This is a genomic window from Sinorhizobium arboris LMG 14919 (assembly GCF_000427465.1).
GTDB classification, from domain to species: Bacteria; Pseudomonadota; Alphaproteobacteria; order Rhizobiales; family Rhizobiaceae; genus Sinorhizobium; species Sinorhizobium arboris.
Genome location: NZ_ATYB01000014.1, coordinates 328,503 through 350,082, shown reverse-complemented (window position 1 = coordinate 350,082; position 21,580 = coordinate 328,503). Strand labels below are relative to the sequence as shown.

The following is a 21,580-nucleotide window of genomic DNA, read 5'->3' as shown; positions in this document are numbered from 1 at the left end:
TCCAGTTGCGCGATTACTTGGCAATCTCGGCCTCAACCATTCACGTGTGCGTGAGCTCGTAGACGGTCGGCCATGCTCCGCCGGCAGCCGAATCGCTAATCAAGCTGTTGATAATGAAGGGAATCTCAAAGGAGATTGCCGATGCCTGCTCAGTTGAAAATCGACGAAGCGGCGCGGGGGTTCGCCTTTGCGTTGCAGATCGGTTGCTTTCGTGGCGGCTCAAATCTTCGACGGATACTTACTTTAAAGCGGGAGATGTTGCCTAAATGCATCAAATCCCGCCGGGGTCACCAATAGCAACGCGGGGAAGGCAGACAGTCCGTCAGCAGAATTATATTTCACGCCTATGGGCATATATTTAAATAAATCTCCCGGACAGCGAAACAACACCGAGTAACCTGCGGCAGCGGCCGCCGGATGCCGAGCGGCCCGCGAATCCAAAACAGTTAAAATTTGGTTTAAATTTACCGGCAGTCGATGGAGATGATTCCGGGCTCCCCAAGGATTCTTGAGCCGGACTCCGCCGCACCGTCGCCCGTCCGGGCTAGACTCGGCAATACTCTTCGACACCCCGCCAGCGTCGACGCGCGCCCGGCGGCGTCACCCGCATAAGCAAAGCCCCGCCTGCGCGGCGGGACTTGCTCCGATCTTCTGGCGCAGGTTGTCACGCAGCCTGGTCGACCGCCCATTTTCGCAGGATCTTCGCGGCACGCTCCTCGCTGATTTCGACCATACGGGCGAGGCGCCGCTCCGGCCCTTCCTTGACGCGGCGGTTGAAGCCGGCCTCGTCGCCGAGATTGAGCAGGTCGTCGGCACCGTCGAAGCCGAAGTCGGAGCCGAAGCCCTCCATGAGGGCGCCTCCTGCGCCGGTGCCGGCGGGCGAGAAGTCCGGCAGTTCCAATCCGGCGGCTTCGCCTTCCAGCTGACCCGGCTGTCCGCCGAAGCCCAACTGGCGGGCAAGCGGCCTCATCCCGAACCATACCACCAGAAAGGCGACCGCGACGAAAGCGAGCGCGTTGATGATGCCGCCGAGGTTGCGTGTCAGCATTTCCATGATCCCCGGGCCCGGCACCCCCTGATCAAGCAGCTGTGTCTCCACGAAATCCATCGCGTTCAGCGTTACGACATCGCCGCGGCCCGGATCGATTCCTGCGGCGGAGGAAACGATCTTCTGCATCTGCTGGAGATAAGCATCGATCTTCGCCTGGTCTGCCGGTTCGCCGGCCATGGCCGCAAGCCGCCCGCGATTGACGACGACCGCGATCGACAGCCGCTCGATCGAATAGCTGTTCTTGACGGTGGCGATCGTCTTGCTGTTGATCTCGTAATTCGTCTGCTCTTCCTTCTTCGCCGCCTCGTCGCTCGACTGCTGACCGGCCCCGCCGCGCGGTGCCGCCTGGGGCACGTTCTGCTGTACCGTCGCGGCATTGTCCGGCTGCTGCTGGCTGGACTTCTGCTCTTCCTTGATCACGCGCGTGGAGCGTTCGACCCGCGATTCCGGATCGAAGACGGTCTCCTGGATCTGTTGCGCATCGGTGTTGAGCCTGGCCGTTACGCTGGTGCGGAAATTGTCCATGCCGAGGAACGGCGCCAGCGCATTGTCGATCTTCTTTTCGAGATCGGTCTGAACGTTCTGGACGACGCCCAGCGACTGATTGAGCGCGCTGTTTCCCGGGTCGTCGCCGGATGCGAGCAACTGGCCGGTCGAATCGAGCACGGTCACGTCGTCGACGTCGAGGCCAGGCACGGAAGAGGCTACCAGATGCCGGATCGAGGCGGCGGCGCTGCGGCCGACCGTGGCGCTTGCGCGTATCATAACCGAGGCCGTCGGCGTCTGCTCGGCCTTGCGGAAGCTGCCGCGCTCCGGCATCACGATGTGGACGCGTGCGGCGGCGATACCGGAGATCTGCTGGATCGTGCGTGCGATTTCGCCCTCGAGCGCACGCACGCGGGTCACTTCCTGCATGAACGACGTCAGTCCGAGCGAACCGACATTGTCGAAGAGCTCGTAGCCGGCATTGGCGCTGCTCGGCAGGCCGCGCTCGGCAAGCAGCAGACGGGCCTTGCCGGTCATGCCCACGGGCACCTGGATACTGCCGCCGTCGGTACCGACCTCGAAGTCGACATTGGCCTCGGCAAGGGCGATGCTGATCTGGGTGACGTCGCTGCGCTCGAGGCCGACATAGAGCGTCTCGAAGGACGGCCGGTTCACATAGATACCCGCTCCGAGGACGAAGCCGATCGCCGCGACGCCCGCCACGGCAAGCGCAATGAGCTTTCCTTGTCCGAGATTGCTCAGATTTTTCGTGAACGTCGAGAATTGATCGAACAGATTCATTCTGTTTCCGCACCCAGTATCGCAAGGCACCGGCACGACTGTTCCGTCGGCACCCTGCGCAGCTCCAACATTCGGGTTTGCTGGATAAACGGCTTGCGCTCAGCCGTTCTGCATCAGCCGCGAATCTACCAGCCCCGACGCGAAGCTAGGCGACGAAACTTGCGCGAACTTGGCGAAAGACGGGTATCGGCCGAACCGTTGCGCGCTGCGCCGTGTTCATCCGCCTGCCGGCCCCTTCTCCCCGCAAGCGGGGTGAAGGAGACTCGAGGCAGCCTCCCGCGCCTCATTTCAGCCTACTCGTCCCCTCCCCGTCAGAACGGAGAGTTAGGGTCTTCTGCGACCGCTATCCTCAGAATGCCTCGAAGTCGCCGGCCGCCCTGGTCAGCGGCTGCGAATGACCGTGAAGGATGCCGCTGCCGAGCGCCCTTTTCATCTCGGCGAGCTTGACGAGGTTTACAGCGGCGGTGATGTCCACCTGCCAGTCGTCAGGAATGGAGGCGGTGATGGTGTCGATAAACTCCGCCAGCCCGCGCGCCTTCTGGACCGCGAGGTCGATGCCCTGCAGCACCATGATCCTGTCCGCGCCGTCGCCGTCGCGGTCGACACTCATGAGCTGCGGCTCTATGCGCTCGATCAAATAGGCCACGTCGTGAAGTTCCGTGACGACGCGCATAAGCACGTCCGGCAGCGATTCTTCCGCGTGAGGCGCCTGGTTGTGGTCTTTCTGCATTATCTCCTCACGGGGCATCACGGCCGGTATGATCAGAAGAATTCGATAGAGCTTTCCGCCGGCTTCGGAACGACGGGGCGCTGGTCCATCTGCAGTGCCCGCTGTGCCTCCACACCCGTCAAGGCGTATTGGCGCGCGCGGCCGGACGACGGCCAGTATTCGAGCTTGCGCCCGTGTTCGCCACCGGTGCTTTCGCCAACGATACGGATGCCCTCGTCCGTCAGGAACTGACGCGCGAAGGCGGCATTCTGCTCGCCGACATTGGAGAAGCGCGCGATCGTTTTGGCGCCGCCGAAGATCTTCGCCTCCAGCCGGTCGCGGCGCGCCCCCTGCTTCAGGAGCCCGTTGATGAGAAGCTCCATCAGGTGTACGCCGTAGCGCGTGGCGTCGGCGCCCGAACTCGGCGAGGACGCCGAACCCGGCAGCAGGAAATGATTCATGCCGCCGACGCCGGCCACCGGGTCGCGCATGCAGGCGGCCACGCAGGAGCCGAGAATGGTCGAAAGCACGATATTCGGATCGTTGACGACCTTGAACTCGCCCTGAATGACATGCATGCGCCTGCCGGCAGCCTCCGTGTTCATTTCAGAGCCCCGAATACGGCCTCGATCGCCGCCTTCATCTTTTCGATCGTGAACGGCTTGGCCAGCACGTTGTTGGCACCGAGCGCCGCCGCTTTCTGCACCAGCGCGCGGTCGCCCTGTGCGGTCAGGATGATGAAGGCCGCCTTCTTCGTGGCAGGGTTTGCACGCACCGCCTGAAGCAGGCCGAGCCCGTCCATTTTCGGCATGTTGAAATCGGAGATCACCAGATGGTGGGGATTCTGGGCCATGATCTTCATGCCCTGCTCCCCATCGCCGGCCGCGGTGATCTGCTTGAAGCCGAGCTGCTGCAGCGCGTCGCCCAACAGCAGGCGGCTGGTGACCTGATCGTCGACGATCAGAACTTTTATCTTTTCGGCGAGGGACATTATTCGATTCCTTCTTTGCGGGCTGCCGCGGTCTTCAATATCTCCTCCCCGATCGATCCGAGGGGAAGCTGCGTTTCGACCGCGCCCAATTCATAGGCGACGCGCGGCATGCCGTAGACGACACAGGTCTTTTCGTTCTGACCGAAGGTACGTGCTCCGGCATGCCGCAACTTCAGGAGGCCGGCAGCGCCGTCGCGGCCCATTCCGGTGAGGATCACCCCGATGGCGTTCCGGCCCGCCAGTTGGGCGACCGAGTCGAACAGGACGTCGACCGAGGGGCGATGCCCATTGACCGGCGATCGGTCGGCAAGCCGGCAGCAAGGCGCGGCGGCGTTGGCGACCTCAAGATGTCGTTCGCCGCCGGGAGCCAGATAGACCTTGCCGATCTCGAGCCGCGCGCCGTCCGTCGCCTCCTGGACGGTCGGAGCGCACAGCCGGTTCAGCCGTTCGGCGAAGCTCTTCGTGAAGGTGTGCGGCATGTGCTGCGTGATCACCGTCGGCGGGCAGTTCGCCGGGAACTTCTGCAAGACCGCGATCAGGGCTTCGACCCCGCCTGTCGAGGCGCCGATAGCGATGACCTTGCGCCCCGCCCGGTAATCGGATACGGCCGCCACCGCCGGCGAAGCCGCCCGGTTGCTGGTGATCATGGATTTCCGCTGCGAACGCGCAGCCGCCTTGACCTTGTCGGCGAGATCGCCGAACGGATGCGGGTCCCCCGGCTGAGGCTTGCCGACGCAGTCGAAGGCGCCGATCTCGAGCGCGGCGATCGTCGCTTCGGCACCCCGGTGGGTGAGCGTCGAGACCATGATGACCGGCATGGGCCGCAGCCGCATGATCTTATCGAGGAATTCGAGGCCGTTCATGTTAGGCATCTCGATATCGAGAGTCACGACATCGGGGTCGAGCTGCTTGATCGCCTGGCGCGCTTCGAGCGCGTCGGCAGCCTGACCGACAACGGTGATATCCGGATCGGCATTGAGCACGGCGGAGATGAGGCCGCGCATGGTGGCCGAGTCGTCGACGACGAGAACACGTGCGGGAGCGCTCATGTCCGCCCTCCATGAAACCTGCCGGTGTGGCGATAGGTCGTGATGCCGATATTGTCGAAGAGGGCCTTGGCATCTCCCGATACGCGCTCCGAGTGGCCGATATAGAGGTGGCCGCCGGCGTCGAGGACGCCTGCGAAGCGCGACCAGATCTTCATCTGCGTCGGCTCATCGAAATAGATCACTACGTTGCGGCAGAAGATGACGTCGAAAGGTCCCTTGAGCGGCCACTGCGCCATGAGGTTGAGCTCGTTGAAGGTGATCAGCCGCTTGACGCGATCATCGATCTGCCACTTGCGGCGGCCGCCCGCTTCGACCTCGCCGAACCACTGCTTGCGCATGGCAGGGTCCACCGTCTCGAGTGCCGTCGCGTCATAGGCGCCGGCGCGCGCCAGCGCCAGGATCTTCGGATCGATGTCGGTCGCCAGGATGCGGAAGTCGTATTCCGCGGCATTGGGCAGGAGCGACAGGACCGTGAGCGCAATCGAATAGGGCTCCTGTCCATCCGAACACGCCGCCGACCATATGCGAACGCGACCGCCGCTCTTCGCCCGAGCGACGAGGCCGGGCAGAACCTCCGTTTTCAGGTGCTCGAAATGATGGTTCTCGCGGAAGAAGCGCGTGAAATTCGTGGTCAGATGCGAGAGCATGTCGCGCCGCGCCGCCGCACCCGCCGGCGAAGCGACGAGCTGACAATAATCGCGGAACCCTTTCAGCCCGAGATTGCGGATATGCTTCGAAAGCCGCGAGTAGACGAGCGACGCCTTGGATTCGTTGAGATAGATGCCGGCGTCCGCGTAGATCATCGCGGCGATCTCGCTGAGATCGCGGCGTGTCAGCGGATATTCGCCGCTGGCAAGACATTCGTCCGGCGGCAATCTCTGTTCGTGAGCGGCCTGGGTTCTCATGCAGCCTCCCTTTCCTCGATCGGAAAGACCGAGTCGAGCTCGACGAGGCAGATCATCCGCCCCTCGATCGCCAATACGCCGCGCGCGAAACTCCGCTCGAAGTCGGAGGCAACGTCCGGCGTCGGCTGAATATCGCTGCCGGAAACGGTGAGAATGTCGGAAACGGCGTCCACCAGCAGGCCGACCACCCGGCTCTTGACCTGTGCGACGATGATCACGTGCCGGACCGTCGGCTCGGGCGGCTTCATGCCGAGCCGTGTGGCGAAATCGATGATCGGCAGCACGGCGCCGCGCAGATTGATGACACCGAGCACGTAGGACGGCGCATGCGGCATGGGGGTCGCCGGCGTCCATCCGCGAATTTCGCGCACCGACATGATGTTGACGCAGAATTCCTGGTCGCCGACGCGGAAGGCGATCAACTCCCGTCCACCATTGGTCGGATGTTTTGCGGCATTGGTCATGGGAACTATCCGGTTGCAGCAAGAGAAATTTCAGGTTTCAGAGATTGCCCGCGCGACGCGGCGACGATGGCATCGACATCGAGGATGAGTGCCACGCGCCCGTCGCCGAGGATGGTGGCCGCGGCGATGCCGGGAACATGCGTGTAGTTCGCCTCGAGGCTCTTGATCACGACCTGACGCTGGCCCTGGATGGCATCGACCATCAGCGCGCGCTGGCCGCCGCCTTCGGATTCGACGAGAAGGGCGACGCCCTCGACCGGATCGGCCTGTGCCCCGCGGAAGTTGAGGATGCGGCCCACGTCGACCAGCGGGCAGAAGGAGTCGCGGATCGAGATCAACCGCTGGCTGGCACCGAAGCTGTGGATCGCAGAGGCCTCCGGCTGCAGCGTCTCGACAATAGCCGTCAGCGGCACGACGAGCGTCTGGTTCGCGACGGTCACCACCATTCCGTCGAGAACGGCGAGCGTCAGCGGCAGGCTCATGGTGAAGATCGAGCCCTGGCCCGGCTTCGACGAGATATTGATGCGGCCGCCCAACGCCTGGATAGAGCGTTTGACGACATCCATTCCGACGCCGCGGCCGGAAATGTCGGAAATCTTGTCGGCCGTGGAGAAACCCGCGTGGAAGATCAGGTTGTCGACCTCTTCGTCCGAAAGGTTTGCGTCCGCGGCGATGAGATCGTTGTCGATCGCCTTCTGACGCACCTTCTCGCGATTGATTCCGGCACCGTCGTCGGCAAGCTCGATGACGATGCGGCCGGAGCGGTGCTTGGCCGTGAGCCGAACCGTGCCTTCCGGGTTCTTGCCCGCGGCAACCCGCTTTTCGGGCGTTTCGAGGCCGTGATCGACCGCGTTGCGGATCATGTGGGTGAGCGGCTCGGCGAGCTTGTCGATGACCGTCTTGTCGACTTCCGTGTTCTCACCCTCGGTGATGAGCCGAACGGACTTGCCGGTCATGTCGGCGATTTCGCGGACGATGCGGGACATGCGCTGAAAGACCGGCTTTACCGGCTGCGCGCGGATCGCCATGACGCTGTCCTGGATTTCGCGCGTAAGCTGCTGCAGTTCCTCAAGACCCATATTGATCGACGACGTGCCGCTGGCATCGTTCTCGATCACGCTTTGCGACAGCATCGCCTGGTTGATGACCAGTTCGCCGACGAGGTTGATCAGGCGGTCGACACGGTCGAGATCGACACGAATGGTCGGGGTCGCGGCGGAAGCGGCCTGCTGGGCGGCGGCTGACTGCGCCGCAGATGCCGGCGCTGAATTGCGGGTATTCTCCGGGGAAACGCGTGCGGCCGACTGCGCCATTTGCAAGATGTTGCTTGCCGACTGTGCCGCAGAGACGGCCGCATCCCGGGCCTCGGCTTCGCCGGCGGTGCGGTGCTCTTCCCCGGCAGGTGCCCCGGCTTCCTCCTCCAGGATCGACAGATCGAAGGGAACGGGCTGCATCGGCAGCTCTTCGTCCATTCCCACCGCGCCCTCTGCCAGCGCGACGTCGAGCTCGCAATCCCACTCGGCGAATTCGAAGACGGAACGGATCGCCTCTTCGCCCTTGTCGGTCTTGAGCGAGATCTTCCAGGAGAAATACGCCGCCTCCGGATTCATCCGGTCGAGCGGCGGCAGGCCGTCCATGTCGCAATGGACGCTCATCTCACCGAGGCGCGAGAGATCGCGCAGGAGCAGCGTGGCGTCGTTGCCTTTGGCGTAAAGCTCGGATTTGGGCTTGAAGACGATCTCATAGGTGGACGGTTCGATCGTCGGCTCCTCGCTCGCTTCAAAATCGTCGAAGGAGAAGGCGACCGGCTGGAACCCTTCCTCGCCGGTAACCGGAGCAGCCGCGGCAACGGCAGCCGGCGCCGCGTTCGGCGCGGGTTCGGCGGCTTGAGGCAGTTCGCCGTTGGCGAGCGCTTCGAGTTCCTTGATCAGCTGCCGGCTGCGCCCCTGGTCGACGCTGCCCCCATCGCGGGCGGCATTGGTGAGATCGGCGAGCACGTCCGCCGACCTCAGCATCACCTTCAAGACATCCTGATTGGGCTCCAGCCTGTTGGATCGAACGCAATCGAGCGTCGTCTCGAACACATGCGCGAAGGAGACGAGATCGTCGAGCCCGAAAGCACCGGCGCCACCCTTGATGGAATGGACGGCGCGAAACACGGCGTTCACCGTTTCCGGGTCGCGATCTCCGTCATTGAGCTTGAGGAGACCCGATTCCAGTTCCGCGAGTTGCTCCTCGCATTCCTGGAAGAAGATCTCTTTGATTTCGTTCATATCCATTGAATGGCTGCCCCCGGAATTCAGGCCGTTACACGCTCGATGGCATCGATCAGCTTGGTCGGGTCGAACGGTTTGACGATCCAGCCGGTGGCGCCCGCCTGCCGTGCGCGGTTTTTCTTCTCCGCATCGCTCTCGGTGGTCAGCACGAGGATCGGCACCGCACGGTAGCGGTCGTTCTTTCGCACACCCTCGATGAAGCCGAAGCCGTCGAGGCGCGGCATGTTGATGTCCGTGACGATAACGTCGGGGTTGGCCGTATCGAGCTTCTCGAGGCCCTCGACGCCATCCTCCGCCTGGATCGTTTCGAATCCGGCATTGTTGAGGGTGACGAGAAGCATGTTCCGGATCGTCCGGGAGTCGTCGACAGTCAGAACTCTCTTCTTCATTGCTCAAATCTCCTTTGCCATCAGGGGACCGATGTCCGTCCCGATGAGCCGTGTCGTTTTAATGAAAGCGTCCGACACCTCGGCAAAGGTGAAAGACAAACGATCCTCTTCCCAGCTTCTTGCAGCGGCCATCAGAACCTGCACGCACAATGTCCCTATCCGCTCCACGCCGGATGCATCGATCGCCAGGGCGCCGCCCTTCAGTGCCAGGAGTCTTTCATGCAGTGCCGTCGCCTCGTTCAGGTCCAAAACAGGAGCGAGCTTCAGCGTTTTTCGTGCGGTGTTTCTGCTGGCCATCTTTCCTCGCTTGAAGTGCCCTAAACTAGCGCCGCCATCCGGCGAAGGACCGTTCGGATGCGTCTTCGCCGAACGGTCGCGCGGTTTCGTCTTCCCGCGCCTCGATCCTTGGCGGAGCGGTGAAGCTCGCGGCCGACCGCAGCTGACGGTCGAGATGGAAGCGGCGGACGGTCTCGCCCAGTTCCACAATGACGCCGTGAAGATCGTCGGAGGACGCCAGAGCCGCGTCCGCAAGGGCGGCACTGCGGTTCATCGCCTGCGCGACCCCGCCGATCTCTGAGGTTGCGGAGGCAAGTTCGCTCACCTGACATTCCGCCTCGCGGACAATGCCGGTGACGGCCTCGTTTATGGAGATCACCTGTTCTGCGATGCTGCTGATCGCGTGCTGCGTCCGGCCGACGATCTCGACGCCGGCGACGACCTGGCTCTTGGTTCCGGTTACCAGTTGCTTGATCTCGCGTGCCGCTTCGCCAGAGCGCTGCGCAAGCGCCCGCACCTCCTGTGCGACGACCGCGAAACCGCGGCCGCTTTCGCCCGCCCGTGCGGCCTCGATTCCTGCGTTGAGAGCCAGGAGATTGGTCTGAAAAGCGATCTCGTCGATCACGCCGATGATTTGGCCGATCTTCTCGGCAGAAGCCTCGATGTCCGCCATGGCCGAGATCGCCTGGCCGGCGATCTCGCCGCTGTGCTCCACTGCGGTGCGGGTTTCGCTTGCCTTGGCCTCTGTCTCGCCGATCCGGATCGAGCCTGTGCGAATTCTCTCGGTTACGCTGCCGAGGCTCGCGAGATGCTGATCCAAGGCTTTTGCCTCCGCGCCGACATTGCCCGAGAATTCGGCAGCACTGCTGCGCAGATCCGAAACGATCGCCTCGGCCGCAGCGGCGCGTTTGTCGGCCGTGAGCAGCGCATCCCTGATCTGACCCAATGCCGTGTTGAGGCCTGCGACGATCGGCTGGTAGGCATCAGGCGCGTCCTCCGGAAGACGCACCGTGAGGTCACCCTCCCCAAGAGCGCGAAGGAAATCCGAAAAGAGTGCCTTCAACTCCGTCTCGTCGGCCCGGCGCTGTTCAGAAAGCAGCCGCTGATGCGTCTGGCGGAGAGCATTGAAACGCAGGGAGGCCGCGATTTCGGTGTCGATGAAAGCGGCGCGCACGAGAGCGGCGACGAGGTCGCGCAGTTCCTGCTTTCGTGCCTTGCCGAGGGAGAGGATCGATTTCGGCCAGGCATCCTCGATCGCACCGAGGATTAGATGCTCCAGCACGACCGCGTGGCTTGCGATCTGCCAGCGCGGGTCGAGACCCATACGGGCTTCCGTATCGGCAAGCACCTTCACGCGCTCGGCATAGAGCCCGTCGAAACGGGCATCCGTGAGCACGTTCCAGTGCGATGATTGAAGATCGTGAAGACGGTCGATCTGGCGGTCGCTGTCGAAGTGGCGCGCCGAGTCGGGATTCGCCTGCAGGCGGTGCGAGAGTTCACGCAGCGCAAGTTCGATGCGCGGCGAAAGAGCCTGCCGGTGATGGCGCAGCAGCGCGCAGGCGTCTTCGTCGAGACCGGCAAAGCGCAGGCGTTCCAGCAGACTGCCCGCCTGGCCCCTTCTCGCCTGTTCTGACGCTTCCTGTCTCACGCTGGTCCCCGGCTGCTGCTGCGTCCCGCATTCGAAATGTGCTTGGGAGGGTCGCCGCCGGCGGCCGGTCACGCCCACTCGATGAGACCAGCGCACCCTGAAGCGCCCGTCATCGTCCGTCCCATAGCAATTTCAGTGAAAATGGATCCCGGACCGAAACCGGTACGGCGGTGCGGCATCATGCCTTCAGGAGAAGCCGAGGCTTCCTATTCCGACGTGTTGGACCATGTTTATGGTTAATTCCTTGCTTGAAAGTTAACGGCTCATGGCTCTTAACCGGAATCGCTAACATTCAACCGGAGCTTTACGGCCCGCTGTTGATGCAACGTTTTCTCTGCACGCGACCACAGGTTTTCAATGATGAGAGTTCAGAATTGCGGATCTGCTTGCTCTCCACTATCTCCCATACAGCGCCGTGCGTCTGACCGGATGCGCAGGGTCGCTGCAGCACTCGAAGTGCTGCATGAACATGCAACGGCAGTGGCGCGAATTACGCGTTGAGTAGCATCTTCAGGCACTAGGCGGCATCAGGACGGTGCGCCACGGGACGTGAACAATGATTGTTCTTGGAATAGGCGCCATCATTACCGCAACGCTCGCAATGACGGCGATATCGATCGTCGTCAATCTCGAGCATGGCCGGGCGACGACCAGAACTTCCGTCTTCTGAGATTCGTTCGGGAGTTTCCTTCACGGCAGTCGTAGGGAGAACCTGTGGTCTCTTCTTCCCTATTCCCGGGACAGACACAAGAAAGCGGCAGCTGCTGGTGAACGTCCGCACCGCAGCAGCGAGCAGCCCAGGGAATCGGTTTACCGGAGATCGCTGCGAACATGCGCCGTGGTGAGCCGGCGCCAGGTCTCGGCATAGGTCGCATAGGCCTCCGATGCTTCAGCCTGGACCGGCTCTGCCCCCGTCCTGACGCGGGCGCCCTCAACGAGGCAGGCTGCGCCGAGGCTCGTTCCCGTGCTGTTCAGCCTGTTGGCAAGCACCGGCCTGCCGGTGGCGGCGACAAGCATCCTCAAATAGGCATCGTTAGAGGCAAACGGCCCCTCGACGAGGATTTCACCTCTTGCTCCGATCAGATCGAGGCAGGTCGCCGTCATCAGTGCGAGATGAAAGGAGACGACCGCAAGCCGTTCGGCGGGGGCGAGCTTGTCCTCGTCCGTCGTCCAACGCGGGCTCGCAGCCGGAAACGGTCCCGAACCGCCCGGCAAAGAGGGCAGCAGCATATGACCTCTTTCCAGGACATTCGTTTCGGCCTCGGGCGAGGCCGGCGGAGGCTCGTCGCCGATCAGCAGGGAAAAGGCGCGCCCACCCATGAAGCGAGCCGACGGCACCGGATCGCCGAACGCGTTGACGTTGATCAGCGTGTCGCGGCGCTCGTCGAGCTTCACCGGCTCGGCGCCCACGGCAAGCATCACGACCCAGGTTCCGGTCGAGGCGACGGAGAACGGCGCCTGACGCGTGATGAGATGCGGCAGCAGCGAGGCGTTCGAATCGTGAATGCCGCAATGGACCGGCGTTTCCGGCGGCAGGCCCGTCTCGTCCGCAACCTGCCGAAGCAAGGGGCCAAGCACATCACCCGCCTTTCGCACCGGCGCAAAGAGGTGGCGCCAGCCCTGCTCGTCAACCATCGAAGAGAAGGTCGCCGCCGCCGGGTTCCAGAGATCGGTGTGGCAGCCGAGCGAGGTCAACTCGTTCGTTCTGACGCCCGTCAACCGGTGCGACCAATATTGAGCATAGGTGAGGATCGTCGCGACGCCGGCGAAATGGTCCGGAAACATGCGCTGCTGCCAGAAGAGCTGAGCGCCGACATTGAGCCCCATCGGCAGGCGCGCCGAACCGGTCTCGGTGAAGGGAGGGCGGACCTTCTCGTATTCCTCCGCCAGCGCATCCGGACCGTTGAACTCATAGTCCAGAACCGGCAAGGCGAGTTCGCCCGCTTCGTCGAGCAGCACGGCGGTCGCGCCGTGCGTGGTCACCGAAATCGCATCCACCGGGTGCTCGCGGTGAAGCGCGGCCAGACTGTCGAGAACGAAACGCCAAAGGCGCTCGGTATCGAAATGCGGATAGAGTCCGTCATCCACCACGCCATTGCCGGTTTTCCGCACGGCGATTTCCTCAAAACGCTCCAGGTCGACCAAGGCGACCTTGGCATTCGTCTTGCCTATATCGATGACGGCGACGGTCTTCATCGTCATGGCAGGTGGAACACGGTCTTGAGCGGGACGGCGACGGGTTCGTTGTCGGCGCGCGTCTCCATGATGTCCGCCATGTAGGCCCACCATTTCCGCATCACCGGATGCGACGGCAGATCGGCCATCGTGTGATCGTCCGACCGCCAGAGCACGCCGAAGAGCAGATTGTTCTCCTCGTCGAGGTGGATCGAATAATCGGAAACGCCGGCCTCCTTCAGGAGCGTGGCCAGCTCCGGCCAGATCGCATCGTGGCGTGCCTGGTATTCGGCGGCCTTGCCGGGATGGAGCCGCATGCGGAAGGCGTATTTTTCCATGGCTTGCATCTCAAGGAACAGGACGGCGGCGGGCGCGCTGCCAGAGGATCGGCAGCGCAATGACCGAAATCAGGAGCAGGCCGATGAAGATCGACATGACGATGCCGGGCACGTTCAGGAGGCCGAAGCCGAAGGTGACCATGCCCATGATCAGCGCAGCCAGCACGACGCCGGGTATCGAGCCGGAGCCGCCGAGGATGCTGACGCCGCCGAGCACCACCATGGTCACGACCTCGAGCTCCCAGCCGAGCGCGATCGACGGACGTGTAGAGCCGAGCCGCGAGGTGAGGCAGATGGCGGCGAGCCCGGCCATCAGGCCGGTCAGCAGGAAGAGCGTGAACTTGACGCGCCCGACGCGCACGCCGGAAAAGAGCGCGGCCGTCTGGTTGTTGCCGATCGCATAAACGGCGCGGCCGAAATTCGTCCAGTGGAGGAGGACAGCGTAGACGACGGCGAGCACGACGAAGAGGGCAAATTCGAAGGAGAAAACCCACCAGACATAGCCTTGGCCGAACCAGGCGAAGCTTGCGGGGTAGCCGGTAAAGGCCTGGTCGCCGAGCACGATGAAGGACAGGCCGCGAAACAGGCTCATGGTGCCGATCGTCACCACGATGGACGGCAGGCCGAGGCCTGTGATCAGGAGCCCGTTGACGAGGCCACAGAGCAGGCCGACGCCGAGGCCGGTCGCGACGAGCGCCGGCGTATCGAAGCCAAGCTGCACCGCATAGCCCATGGCAGTCGAGGCGAGCGCGATAATGGAAGCCACCGACAGGTCGATCTCGCCGGAAATGATCACCAGCGCCATGGCAAAGGCGATCATCGCCTTCTCGGTGAAATTGAACGTGGCGTCGGAGAGGTTCCACGGGTCGAGGAAATAGGGTGACGCCAGCGAATTGCCGAGGAAGATCACGGCAGCGACGACGACGAGCAGCGCTTCCCAGCTCTTCAGGAAGCGAGCGCCACGGCCCTGGAGGCGATCGGGAACGTTGCGGGGAGAGATTTGCGCGTCCGCCATCAGACCGCCTCCGCTTTCTTAAGAATGACCCTGCCCTTGCGCCGCTCGGCGCGGGCGTTGACGGCGACCGCGATGATGATGACCGTTCCGGAAATCGCCAATTGCGCGAAGGGCGAGATATTGATGACCGGCAGCGCGTTCTTGATCACACCGAGGAAGAGTGCCCCGAGCACCGCGCCCGCCACCGAACCGATGCCGCCGGCGATCGAGATGCCGCCGATGACGCAGGCCGCGATGATGTCGAGCTCGAAGCCGGCCGCGATGTCCACATAGGCGACCGCATAGCGCGATACCCAGAGATAGCCCGAGAGGCCGGCAAGCGCGCCCGAGAGGCAATAGGCGAAGAAGCGCGTGCGACCGACATCGATGCCGGTGTAGACGGCAGCGTGAGGATTGCCGCCGACGGCATAGAAGGCGCGTCCGAGCGGCGTGCGCCCCATGATCCAGGAACATCAGCGCAATCATCAGCAGCGAGAGCCACGAAAGCACCGGCATACCGGCGAGATCCAGGCGCGGCAGCGCCTTGAAGGCGCCGCTCATCTCATGCGCATTGATCCACTTGCCATTGGTGAGCACGAAGATCAGCCCGCGATAGATCGTGAGCGTCCCGAGCGTAACGACGATCGGCGGAATGTTGAGCTTCCAGACGAGCATACCGTTGATCGCGCCGAGGAAGCCGCCCAACGCTATGGCGGCAAGAATGATGAGGGGAATCGGCAGACCGGGAAGGACGTTGTTGAGCATGGCCGCTACCATGCCGCAGAGCGCGAGATTGGCCGCCATCGACAGGTCGATGCAGCGGGTAAGAATGACCGCCATCTGACCGAGCGCAAGGATGACCAGGATCGAGGTATCGTTATAGACGCGCGCCAGATTGGAGGGAGCCACGAAAGCCGGAAAGCGCAGGGCGATCAGAGCGAGCAGCACGGCAATCGCGACGACGAGCAGAATCTCGCGGTTCTTGAGGAGCTTGGCGGTCATGCGGCCCTCCCGTCGGCTTGCGCTTCGATGCCTGCGGCGGCGCGCACCAGCGTCTCGGCGGTCAGTTCCGACCGCTCGAATCTTCCGGCGATCCGACCTTCCCGCATGACGATGACGCGATCGGACATGCCCATGATCTCGGGGATTTCCGAGGAAACCATGATGACGCTCAAGCCTTGCGCGGCGAGTTCGCTCATGAAGGCATGGACCGCGGCCTTGGATCCGATGTCGATGCCCTTGGTCGGCTCGTCGAGGATGATGACCTTGGGTCGCGTTGCGAGCCACTTGGCGATCACCACCTTCTGCTGATTGCCGCCGGAAAGGGTGCCTACGTCCTGGTCGAGCGAGGCGGCGCGCAGATCGAGGCGGGAGGTATATTCGCGCGCCAGAGCGAATTCCTCGGCAAGCCTCAGGAAACCCGAGCGCGAGGTCTGCGACAGCGACGGCAGCGTGACGTTCTGGAAGATCGGCATGCCGATGATGGCGCCCTGGCGGCCGCGCTCTTCCGGCACATAGACGATGCCGGCGCGGATCGCCTCCGCCGGGCTGCGGATGACCAGCACCTCCCCGTCGAGCTTCACCGCACCGGCGGACGGCCGGGTGATGCCGATCAGCGACTGCATGAATTCCGAACGTCCCGCACCGACGAGGCCGTAGAAACCCAGGATCTCGCCGCGCCTCAGTTCGAAGTTGATGTCCTCGAATTCGGTCGGGTGCCGGTACCCGGAAACTGTAAGCACCGGCTGACCGATGGCCACCTCCTTCTTCGGATAGACGGAGCCCACCGCGCGGCCGACCATCATGCGGACGAGATCGTCCTGGCTGACGTCGGCGATCAAACCCTCCCCGATCATCGCGCCGTCACGGAAGACGGTGTAGCGGTCGGCGATGCGGAAGATCTCATCGAATTTGTGACTGATGAAGAGGACAGCCTTGCCGTCGGCCTTGAGCCGTTCGATCAGCTCGTAGAGCTCGTGAATTTCCTTGTGCGACAAGGCTGCCGTCGGCTCGTCCATGATGACGACCCGCGCATCGACCGAGAGCGCTCTTGCGATCGCCACCAGATGCTTCTTGGCGATGCCGAGGTCACGCAGCCGGATTCTCGAATCGAAATCGGCGCCCGCCCGGTGCAACAGGGCCTGAGCGTCGGCATTCAGCTTCTTCCAGTCGATGAGGCCGAACCGGTTGCGCGGAGCGTGGCCGAGAAAGATGTTCTCCGCGACGGAGAGTTCGTCGAAGAGCACAGTCTCCTGATGGATCGCGGTGACCCCGGCGCGAGACGCGGCAAGGGCGGTCGGAAACGTCGTCTCCGTGTCGCCGAGGCGGATTATGCCCGCATCGGGTTGATAGATCCCGGTCAGGATCTTGACGAGAGTCGACTTGCCGGCACCGTTCTCGCCGATCAGCGCCGTCACCGAGCCGGGGTAGAGTGCGAGTGAGACATCCGAGAGCGCGCGCACGCCGGGGAAGGACTTCGATATGCCTTCAAGCGCAATGGCGGGCTTCATCCGGGATGTGGTTGTGTCCTGCAACAAGGAATGGTCCACCAAAATTCGGTCGTTTCGATAAGATCGGACAGCTGACAAGGAGGAGGTTGCCCCTCACCTGTCTTACAGAGTTGCCCCTCACCCTGGCCCTCTCTCCGCGCGCGGGGAGAGGGGACGAAGGCGTCGCCGCGTGTATCCTTCTCCCCGCCTGCGGGGAGAAGGTGGCCGGCAGGCCGGATGAGGGGCAGCTCCCTCCCACCCGATCAGAAGATCTTCGCGAATTCCTCGACGTTGGAGGCATCATAGACGAACGGATCGGCCATGGCGCCCTCATTGTTTTCGTCGAGCTTGACGGTACCCATGCGGCCCATCTTGAGTTCCGCGCCGGGCTTGGCTTCGGCACCGTTGATCAGGTCATAGGCGATCATCGTTGCCGAATAGCCGAGGTCGATCGGGTTCCAGATGGCGAAGGACTTCGAGGCGCCGGACTTCACGTGTCCAGCCATCTCGGAGGGAAGGCCGAGACCGGTGACGTTGATCTGGCCGATCTTGCCGGCGTCGGTCACGGCCTGCGCCGCGGCGACGATGCCGACGGAGGTCGGCGCTATGATGGCCTTCAGGTTCGGATGGGACTGGATGAGCCCTTGCGTCTCGCGATAGGACTTGTCGGCCAGGTCGTCGCCATAGACGGTGGCGACCACATTGATGCCCTTGTAGTTGCCCTGGACCTTCTTCATTTCGGCGATCCACGTGTTCTGGTTGGTCGCCGTTGCGGAGGCCGAGAGCACCGCGACGTCGCCGCCTTCGGGCAGATTGTCGGCGGCGAGCTTGATGATCATGTTGCCGATCAGCGGGCTCGAGGAGGGGTTGAGATGCATCAAGCGGCCTTCCTTGGCCACACCCGAATCCCAGGAAATGACCTTGATGCCGCGATCCATCGCCTTCTTCAGCGCCGGAACGAGCGCGTCCGTGTCGTTGGCCGAAACCGCGATCGCATCGACCTTTTGGGCAATCAGCGAGTTGATCACCTCGATCTGGCCCTCGGCTGTCGTCGAGGTCGGGCCGGTATAGATGATCTCGACGTCGCCGAGTTCCTTGGCGGCTTCCTGTGCTCCCTTATTGGCGGCTTCGAAGAAGCCGATGCCCAGCGCCTTGACGACAAGGGCGATCTTCTTGTTTTCCGCATGCGCTGCATTGGCCATCAGCGCCACGGCGACGGCCGCCGTCACCATCAATGATTTCAGGACTTTCATCGTTTTTTCTCCTCCCATGGGCCCGCATCCGGAGTGGCTGCGTCTTCCTGCCCGACCGGTCGCTCCACCGAACGGTGAAACGACCCAACTCTTTGAAACTGCGCACTTCCGGACGGAACCCGTCACGCAGTTTCCTGAAAGTGCTTCAACTTCCTCTTCCCATCCGTTTCATGCGGATGTCGAAGCCGTTCCGGCGTCGACCCTGGCGCTCTGAGCGGCGACGATCAGACTGACGCCGGCGTTTTCGAGCATCGAGGCATGGCGGTCCTCGATGCCCGAATCGGTGATGACAGTGGCGATGCGCTTGAGCCCGCACAGAATGAGGCTCGAGCGCCTGTGAAACTTCGAGGAATCGACGAGCACGACGAGATCGTCGGCCTGGTCGATCAGCTTCTGCTCGGCCTGGATCAGCAGCGGATCGGCTTCCATAAGTCCGAGGGGGCCCAGCCCCTGCGCTCCCATGAACATGCGCCGCGCATAGAAGTTGCGCGTCACGTCGTTCTCGAAGGGACTCAATATGATGTTCTGCTCGCGATAGATCGTCCCGCCCGACAGCATGACGGTGTTCTTGGAATGCTTGAGCAGGTGCTCGGCGATCGGAAAGGAATTGGTGAACACCTGCATTCGGCGATTGGCGAGGAAATGCACCATCTGAAAGGTCGTCGTGCCGCCATTGATGATGATCGGCTCGCCGTCCTGACAGAGCGCTACCGCCTCGCGGGCGATCGCCTGCTTCTCCCGCGCGTGCAAGCCTTCGTTGACCCGGAAGGGGCGGCCGGCAAGGCCGACGAACTGTGGAGGATTGATCGCCTCGGCACCGCCTCGGACCCGGCGCAGTCGCTTCTGCACATGGAGCGCCGCGATGTCGCGGCGGATCGTTGCCTCCGAGCTGCCGGTGAGATCGACGAGTTCGGGCACGGTCGCGACCGGCTTTTCCTGTACGGCCGACAGGATGATCCTGTGTCTTTCCTTCTCGTGCATGCGCTCCTCCGATGCTCCGCATGCTTCCATCCCTTCCGAGCATTGTCAATCACAATCAATCATGTTTTTTCATTGTGCGGCGCGTCATGAATGTTTTTGATCGTTTTTGATTGACACCTGTGCTTTCCCCGTGTGATCTGATGCCAATCATGTCGCCGCTGCCCGGTGTGGCGGCGACCAGCTCAGCGGGAGGAGTTCGACATGCTCGACAAGCAACAGGGCGCGCGCCTTGCCAACCTTTGGGACGAGGGCAAGGCGGCAGGAATGACCGAGCCGGAAAAGCTCCTCTACCGCTCGAACCTCCTCGGATCGGACAAGCGGATCACGAATTACGGCGGCGGCAACACCTCCGCCAAGATCATGGAAAAGGATCCCTTGACCGGCGAAATGGTCGAGGTCCTCTGGGTCAAAGGATCGGGCGGCGACGTCGGCACGATCAAGATGGACGGCTTCTCCACCCTCTATATGGACAAGCTCCGGGCGCTGAAGGGCATCTATCGCGGCGTCGAATTCGAAGACGAGATGGTCGGCTACCTGCCGCATTGCACCTTCAACCTCAATCCGCGCGCCGCCTCGATCGATACGCCGCTGCACGCCTATGTTCCGAAGCCGCATGTCGATCACATGCATCCGGATGCGATCATCGCCATCGCCGCCTCGAAGAACAGCAAGGAACTGACGAGCAGGATCTTCGGCGACGAGATCGGCTGGCTGCCGTGGAAGCGGCCTGGCTACGAGCTCGGCCTCTGGCTTGAAAAGTTCTGTCAGGAGAACCCGAATGCGCGCGGCGTCGTGCTCGAAAGCCACGGCCTCTTCACCTGGGGGGACACGGCCAAGGCGGCCTACGAGACGACGATCGAGATCATCAACCGCGCCATCGCCTGGTTCGAGACCGAGAACACGGGTCCCGCCTTCGGCGGTCAGTCGAAGCCGGTGCTCGCCTCCGCCGATCGCGCCGCCATCGCGAAGAAGCTGATGCCGGTGATCCGCGGTCTCATCAGTGCGGGGGAAAGCAAGGTCGGTCACTTCGATGACAGCCAGGCGGTACTCGATTTCGTGACTTCGACCAGCCTCGAACCCTTGGCGGCACTCGGCACGAGCTGCCCCGACCATTTCCTGCGCACCAAGATCCGGCCGCTGGTCGTTGATTTCGACCCGGCACAGCCGGACATCGGAAAGACGCTTGCGGGCCTGCCCGAGGCGATCGCCACCTATCGCGCCGACTACGCGGCCTATTACGAGCGCTGCAAGCGTGCCGACAGCCCGGCCATGCGCGATCCGAATGCCGTCGTCTATCTCGTTCCGGGCGTCGGCATGATCACCTTCGCCAAGGACAAGGCAACGGCGCGCGTCTCGGGAGAGTTCTACGTCAATGCGATCAATGTGATGCGCGGCGCGTCCGGCGTGTCGACCTATGTCGGACTGCCGGAGCAGGAAGCTTTCGACATCGAATACTGGCTGCTCGAAGAAGCCAAGCTGCAGCGCATGCCGAAGCCGAAGAGCCTTGCCGGGCGCATCGCGCTCGTCACCGGCGGCGCCGGCGGCATCGGCAAGGCGACGGCCAACCGGCTGATGCAGGAAGGCGCCTGCGTGGTGCTTGCCGATATCGACGAGACGGCGCTCGAAGCTGCTCAGACGGAGCTTTCCGCCCGCTACGGCAAGGACTTCGTCCGCTCCGTCAACATGAACGTCACGAGCGAAGCGGCCGTCGAAACTGGCTTCGGCGACGCGCTCCTTGCCTTCGGCGGCCTCGATATTCTCGTCTCCAATGCCGGCCTCGCCACTTCGGCGGCGGTGGAGGACACGACGCTGGCGCTCTGGAACAGGAACATGGACATTCTCGCGACGGGCTATTTCCTGGTCTCGCGTGAGGCTTTCCGCATCTTCCGCAACCAGGGGGCCGGCGGCAATGTTGTCTTCGTCGCCTCGAAGAACGGGCTTGCCGCATCGCCCGGAGCGTCGGCCTATTGCACCGCCAAGGCGGCCGAAATCCACCTCGCGCGCTGCCTCGCGCTCGAAGGGGCGTCGGCGCAGATCCGGGTCAATGTGGTCAATCCCGATGCGGTGCTGCGCGGCTCGAAGATCTGGACCGGCGAATGGAAGGAGCAGCGCGCTGCGGCCTACAAGATGGATGTCGACGAACTGGAGGCACATTACCGCGAGCGCTCTATGCTGAAGCTCAGCGTCTTCCCGGAGGATATCGCCGAGGCCATCTATTTCCTCGCCTCCGACATGTCGGCGAAATCTACCGGCAACATCATCAATGTCGACGCGGGCAACGCCCAGTCGTTCACACGCTGACAGG

The 21,580-nt window shown here is 63.0% G+C and carries 18 protein-coding genes and 1 pseudogene; 1 reads left to right on the top strand and 18 read right to left on the bottom strand.

Annotation, left to right across the window (positions count from 1 at the left end; translation table 11 throughout):
- Positions 1-664 precede the first annotated feature (664 nt).
- The 18 genes and pseudogenes from fliF to SINAR_RS0112680 form a co-directional block, all read right to left on the bottom strand.
- Complete coding sequence (gene fliF / locus SINAR_RS0112770) at positions 665-2,338, bottom strand: flagellar basal-body MS-ring/collar protein FliF (RefSeq protein WP_027999459.1); 1,674 nt, start codon at positions 2,336-2,338, stop codon at positions 665-667.
- A gap of 349 nt (positions 2,339-2,687) precedes the next feature.
- The gene (cheT, locus tag SINAR_RS0112765; protein WP_027999458.1) at positions 2,688-3,068 is read right to left on the bottom strand and encodes a chemotaxis protein CheT; all 381 of its coding nucleotides are present in this window, start codon (positions 3,066-3,068) and stop codon (positions 2,688-2,690) included.
- Between the two features lie 32 nt (positions 3,069-3,100).
- Entirely contained in the window at positions 3,101-3,652 is a 552-nt protein-coding gene (gene cheD / locus SINAR_RS0112760) for a chemoreceptor glutamine deamidase CheD (RefSeq protein WP_027999457.1), read from the bottom strand.
- On the bottom strand, positions 3,649-4,038 hold the full coding sequence (locus SINAR_RS0112755; RefSeq protein WP_003529938.1) for a response regulator: 390 nt from the start codon (positions 4,036-4,038) through the stop codon (positions 3,649-3,651). The genes cheD and SINAR_RS0112755 overlap by 4 nt, the downstream gene beginning before the upstream one ends.
- Positions 4,038-5,087 (bottom strand): protein-glutamate O-methylesterase CheB, encoded by a 1,050-nt coding sequence (cheB, locus tag SINAR_RS0112750; protein WP_027999456.1) that lies wholly within the window; start codon positions 5,085-5,087, stop codon positions 4,038-4,040. Before cheB ends, SINAR_RS0112755 begins: the two co-directional genes overlap by 1 nt.
- Complete coding sequence (gene cheR, locus SINAR_RS0112745) at positions 5,084-5,992, bottom strand: protein-glutamate O-methyltransferase CheR (protein ID WP_027999455.1); 909 nt, start codon at positions 5,990-5,992, stop codon at positions 5,084-5,086. Before cheR ends, cheB begins: the two co-directional genes overlap by 4 nt.
- Entirely contained in the window at positions 5,989-6,456 is a 468-nt protein-coding gene (locus SINAR_RS0112740; protein ID WP_027999454.1) for a chemotaxis protein CheW, read from the bottom strand. The genes cheR and SINAR_RS0112740 overlap by 4 nt, the downstream gene beginning before the upstream one ends.
- A gap of 5 nt (positions 6,457-6,461) precedes the next feature.
- Positions 6,462-8,735: a chemotaxis protein CheA gene (locus SINAR_RS0112735; protein ID WP_027999453.1), complete on the bottom strand. Its 2,274-nt coding sequence runs from the start codon at positions 8,733-8,735 to the stop codon at positions 6,462-6,464.
- Between the two features lie 20 nt (positions 8,736-8,755).
- Positions 8,756-9,121: a response regulator gene (locus tag SINAR_RS0112730; protein ID WP_003529950.1), complete on the bottom strand. Its 366-nt coding sequence runs from the start codon at positions 9,119-9,121 to the stop codon at positions 8,756-8,758.
- 3 nt (positions 9,122-9,124) lie between these two features.
- A complete protein-coding gene (locus SINAR_RS0112725; protein ID WP_027999452.1) occupies positions 9,125-9,418 on the bottom strand; it encodes an STAS domain-containing protein in 294 nt (97 codons plus the stop codon).
- 25 nt (positions 9,419-9,443) lie between these two features.
- On the bottom strand, positions 9,444-11,045 hold the full coding sequence (locus SINAR_RS0112720) for a globin-coupled sensor protein (RefSeq protein WP_027999451.1): 1,602 nt from the start codon (positions 11,043-11,045) through the stop codon (positions 9,444-9,446).
- Between the two features lie 810 nt (positions 11,046-11,855).
- Complete coding sequence (locus SINAR_RS0112710) at positions 11,856-13,247, bottom strand: FGGY-family carbohydrate kinase (RefSeq protein WP_027999450.1); 1,392 nt, start codon at positions 13,245-13,247, stop codon at positions 11,856-11,858.
- Positions 13,244-13,558: an L-rhamnose mutarotase gene (gene rhaM / locus SINAR_RS0112705; RefSeq protein WP_027999449.1), complete on the bottom strand. Its 315-nt coding sequence runs from the start codon at positions 13,556-13,558 to the stop codon at positions 13,244-13,246. The genes SINAR_RS0112710 and rhaM overlap by 4 nt, the downstream gene beginning before the upstream one ends.
- 10 nt (positions 13,559-13,568) lie before the next feature.
- Positions 13,569-14,573: an ABC transporter permease gene (locus tag SINAR_RS0112700; protein ID WP_027999448.1), complete on the bottom strand. Its 1,005-nt coding sequence runs from the start codon at positions 14,571-14,573 to the stop codon at positions 13,569-13,571.
- Positions 14,573-15,554 (bottom strand): annotated as a pseudogene (locus tag SINAR_RS01000000133485) (ABC transporter permease). The gene SINAR_RS0112700 and the pseudogene SINAR_RS01000000133485 overlap by 1 nt, the downstream one beginning before the upstream one ends.
- Positions 15,551-17,062: a sugar ABC transporter ATP-binding protein gene (locus SINAR_RS0112690; protein ID WP_027999447.1), complete on the bottom strand. Its 1,512-nt coding sequence runs from the start codon at positions 17,060-17,062 to the stop codon at positions 15,551-15,553. The pseudogene SINAR_RS01000000133485 and the gene SINAR_RS0112690 overlap by 4 nt, the downstream one beginning before the upstream one ends.
- A gap of 242 nt (positions 17,063-17,304) precedes the next feature.
- Positions 17,305-18,294 carry a rhamnose ABC transporter substrate-binding protein gene (rhaS, locus tag SINAR_RS0112685; protein ID WP_004436001.1) on the bottom strand — a complete coding sequence of 330 codons (990 nt, stop codon included), beginning with the start codon at positions 18,292-18,294 and terminating at the stop codon, positions 17,305-17,307.
- Between the two features lie 168 nt (positions 18,295-18,462).
- Positions 18,463-19,275: a DeoR/GlpR family DNA-binding transcription regulator gene (locus SINAR_RS0112680; protein WP_027999446.1), complete on the bottom strand. Its 813-nt coding sequence runs from the start codon at positions 19,273-19,275 to the stop codon at positions 18,463-18,465.
- 201 nt (positions 19,276-19,476) lie between these two features.
- Here SINAR_RS0112680 and SINAR_RS0112675 point away from each other — a divergent pair, with 201 nt between their 5' ends.
- A complete protein-coding gene (locus SINAR_RS0112675) occupies positions 19,477-21,576 on the top strand; it encodes a bifunctional rhamnulose-1-phosphate aldolase/short-chain dehydrogenase (RefSeq protein WP_027999445.1) in 2,100 nt (699 codons plus the stop codon).
- Positions 21,577-21,580: the final 4 nt, after the last annotated feature.

Coding starts and splice junctions, on each gene's coding strand:
- cheT (WP_027999458.1), bottom strand. CDS start 3,068: ATGCAGAAAGACCACAACCAGGCGCCTCACGCGGAAGAATCGCTGCCG.
- SINAR_RS0112755 (WP_003529938.1), bottom strand. CDS start 4,038: ATGTCCCTCGCCGAAAAGATAAAAGTTCTGATCGTCGACGATCAGGTC.
- rhaM (WP_027999449.1), bottom strand. CDS start 13,558: ATGGAAAAATACGCCTTCCGCATGCGGCTCCATCCCGGCAAGGCCGCC.
- SINAR_RS0112740 (WP_027999454.1), bottom strand. CDS start 6,456: ATGACCAATGCCGCAAAACATCCGACCAATGGTGGACGGGAGTTGATC.
- rhaS (WP_004436001.1), bottom strand. CDS start 18,294: ATGAAAGTCCTGAAATCATTGATGGTGACGGCGGCCGTCGCCGTGGCG.
- cheD (WP_027999457.1), bottom strand. CDS start 3,652: ATGAACACGGAGGCTGCCGGCAGGCGCATGCATGTCATTCAGGGCGAG.
- SINAR_RS0112675 (WP_027999445.1), top strand. CDS start 19,477: ATGCTCGACAAGCAACAGGGCGCGCGCCTTGCCAACCTTTGGGACGAG.
- SINAR_RS0112690 (WP_027999447.1), bottom strand. CDS start 17,062: ATGAAGCCCGCCATTGCGCTTGAAGGCATATCGAAGTCCTTCCCCGGC.
- SINAR_RS0112730 (WP_003529950.1), bottom strand. CDS start 9,121: ATGAAGAAGAGAGTTCTGACTGTCGACGACTCCCGGACGATCCGGAAC.
- SINAR_RS0112710 (WP_027999450.1), bottom strand. CDS start 13,247: ATGACGATGAAGACCGTCGCCGTCATCGATATAGGCAAGACGAATGCC.
- SINAR_RS0112680 (WP_027999446.1), bottom strand. CDS start 19,275: ATGCACGAGAAGGAAAGACACAGGATCATCCTGTCGGCCGTACAGGAA.
- fliF (WP_027999459.1), bottom strand. CDS start 2,338: ATGAATCTGTTCGATCAATTCTCGACGTTCACGAAAAATCTGAGCAAT.
- SINAR_RS0112700 (WP_027999448.1), bottom strand. CDS start 14,573: ATGGCGGACGCGCAAATCTCTCCCCGCAACGTTCCCGATCGCCTCCAG.
- cheR (WP_027999455.1), bottom strand. CDS start 5,992: ATGAGAACCCAGGCCGCTCACGAACAGAGATTGCCGCCGGACGAATGT.
- SINAR_RS0112735 (WP_027999453.1), bottom strand. CDS start 8,735: ATGGATATGAACGAAATCAAAGAGATCTTCTTCCAGGAATGCGAGGAG.
- SINAR_RS0112725 (WP_027999452.1), bottom strand. CDS start 9,418: ATGGCCAGCAGAAACACCGCACGAAAAACGCTGAAGCTCGCTCCTGTT.
- cheB (WP_027999456.1), bottom strand. CDS start 5,087: ATGAGCGCTCCCGCACGTGTTCTCGTCGTCGACGACTCGGCCACCATG.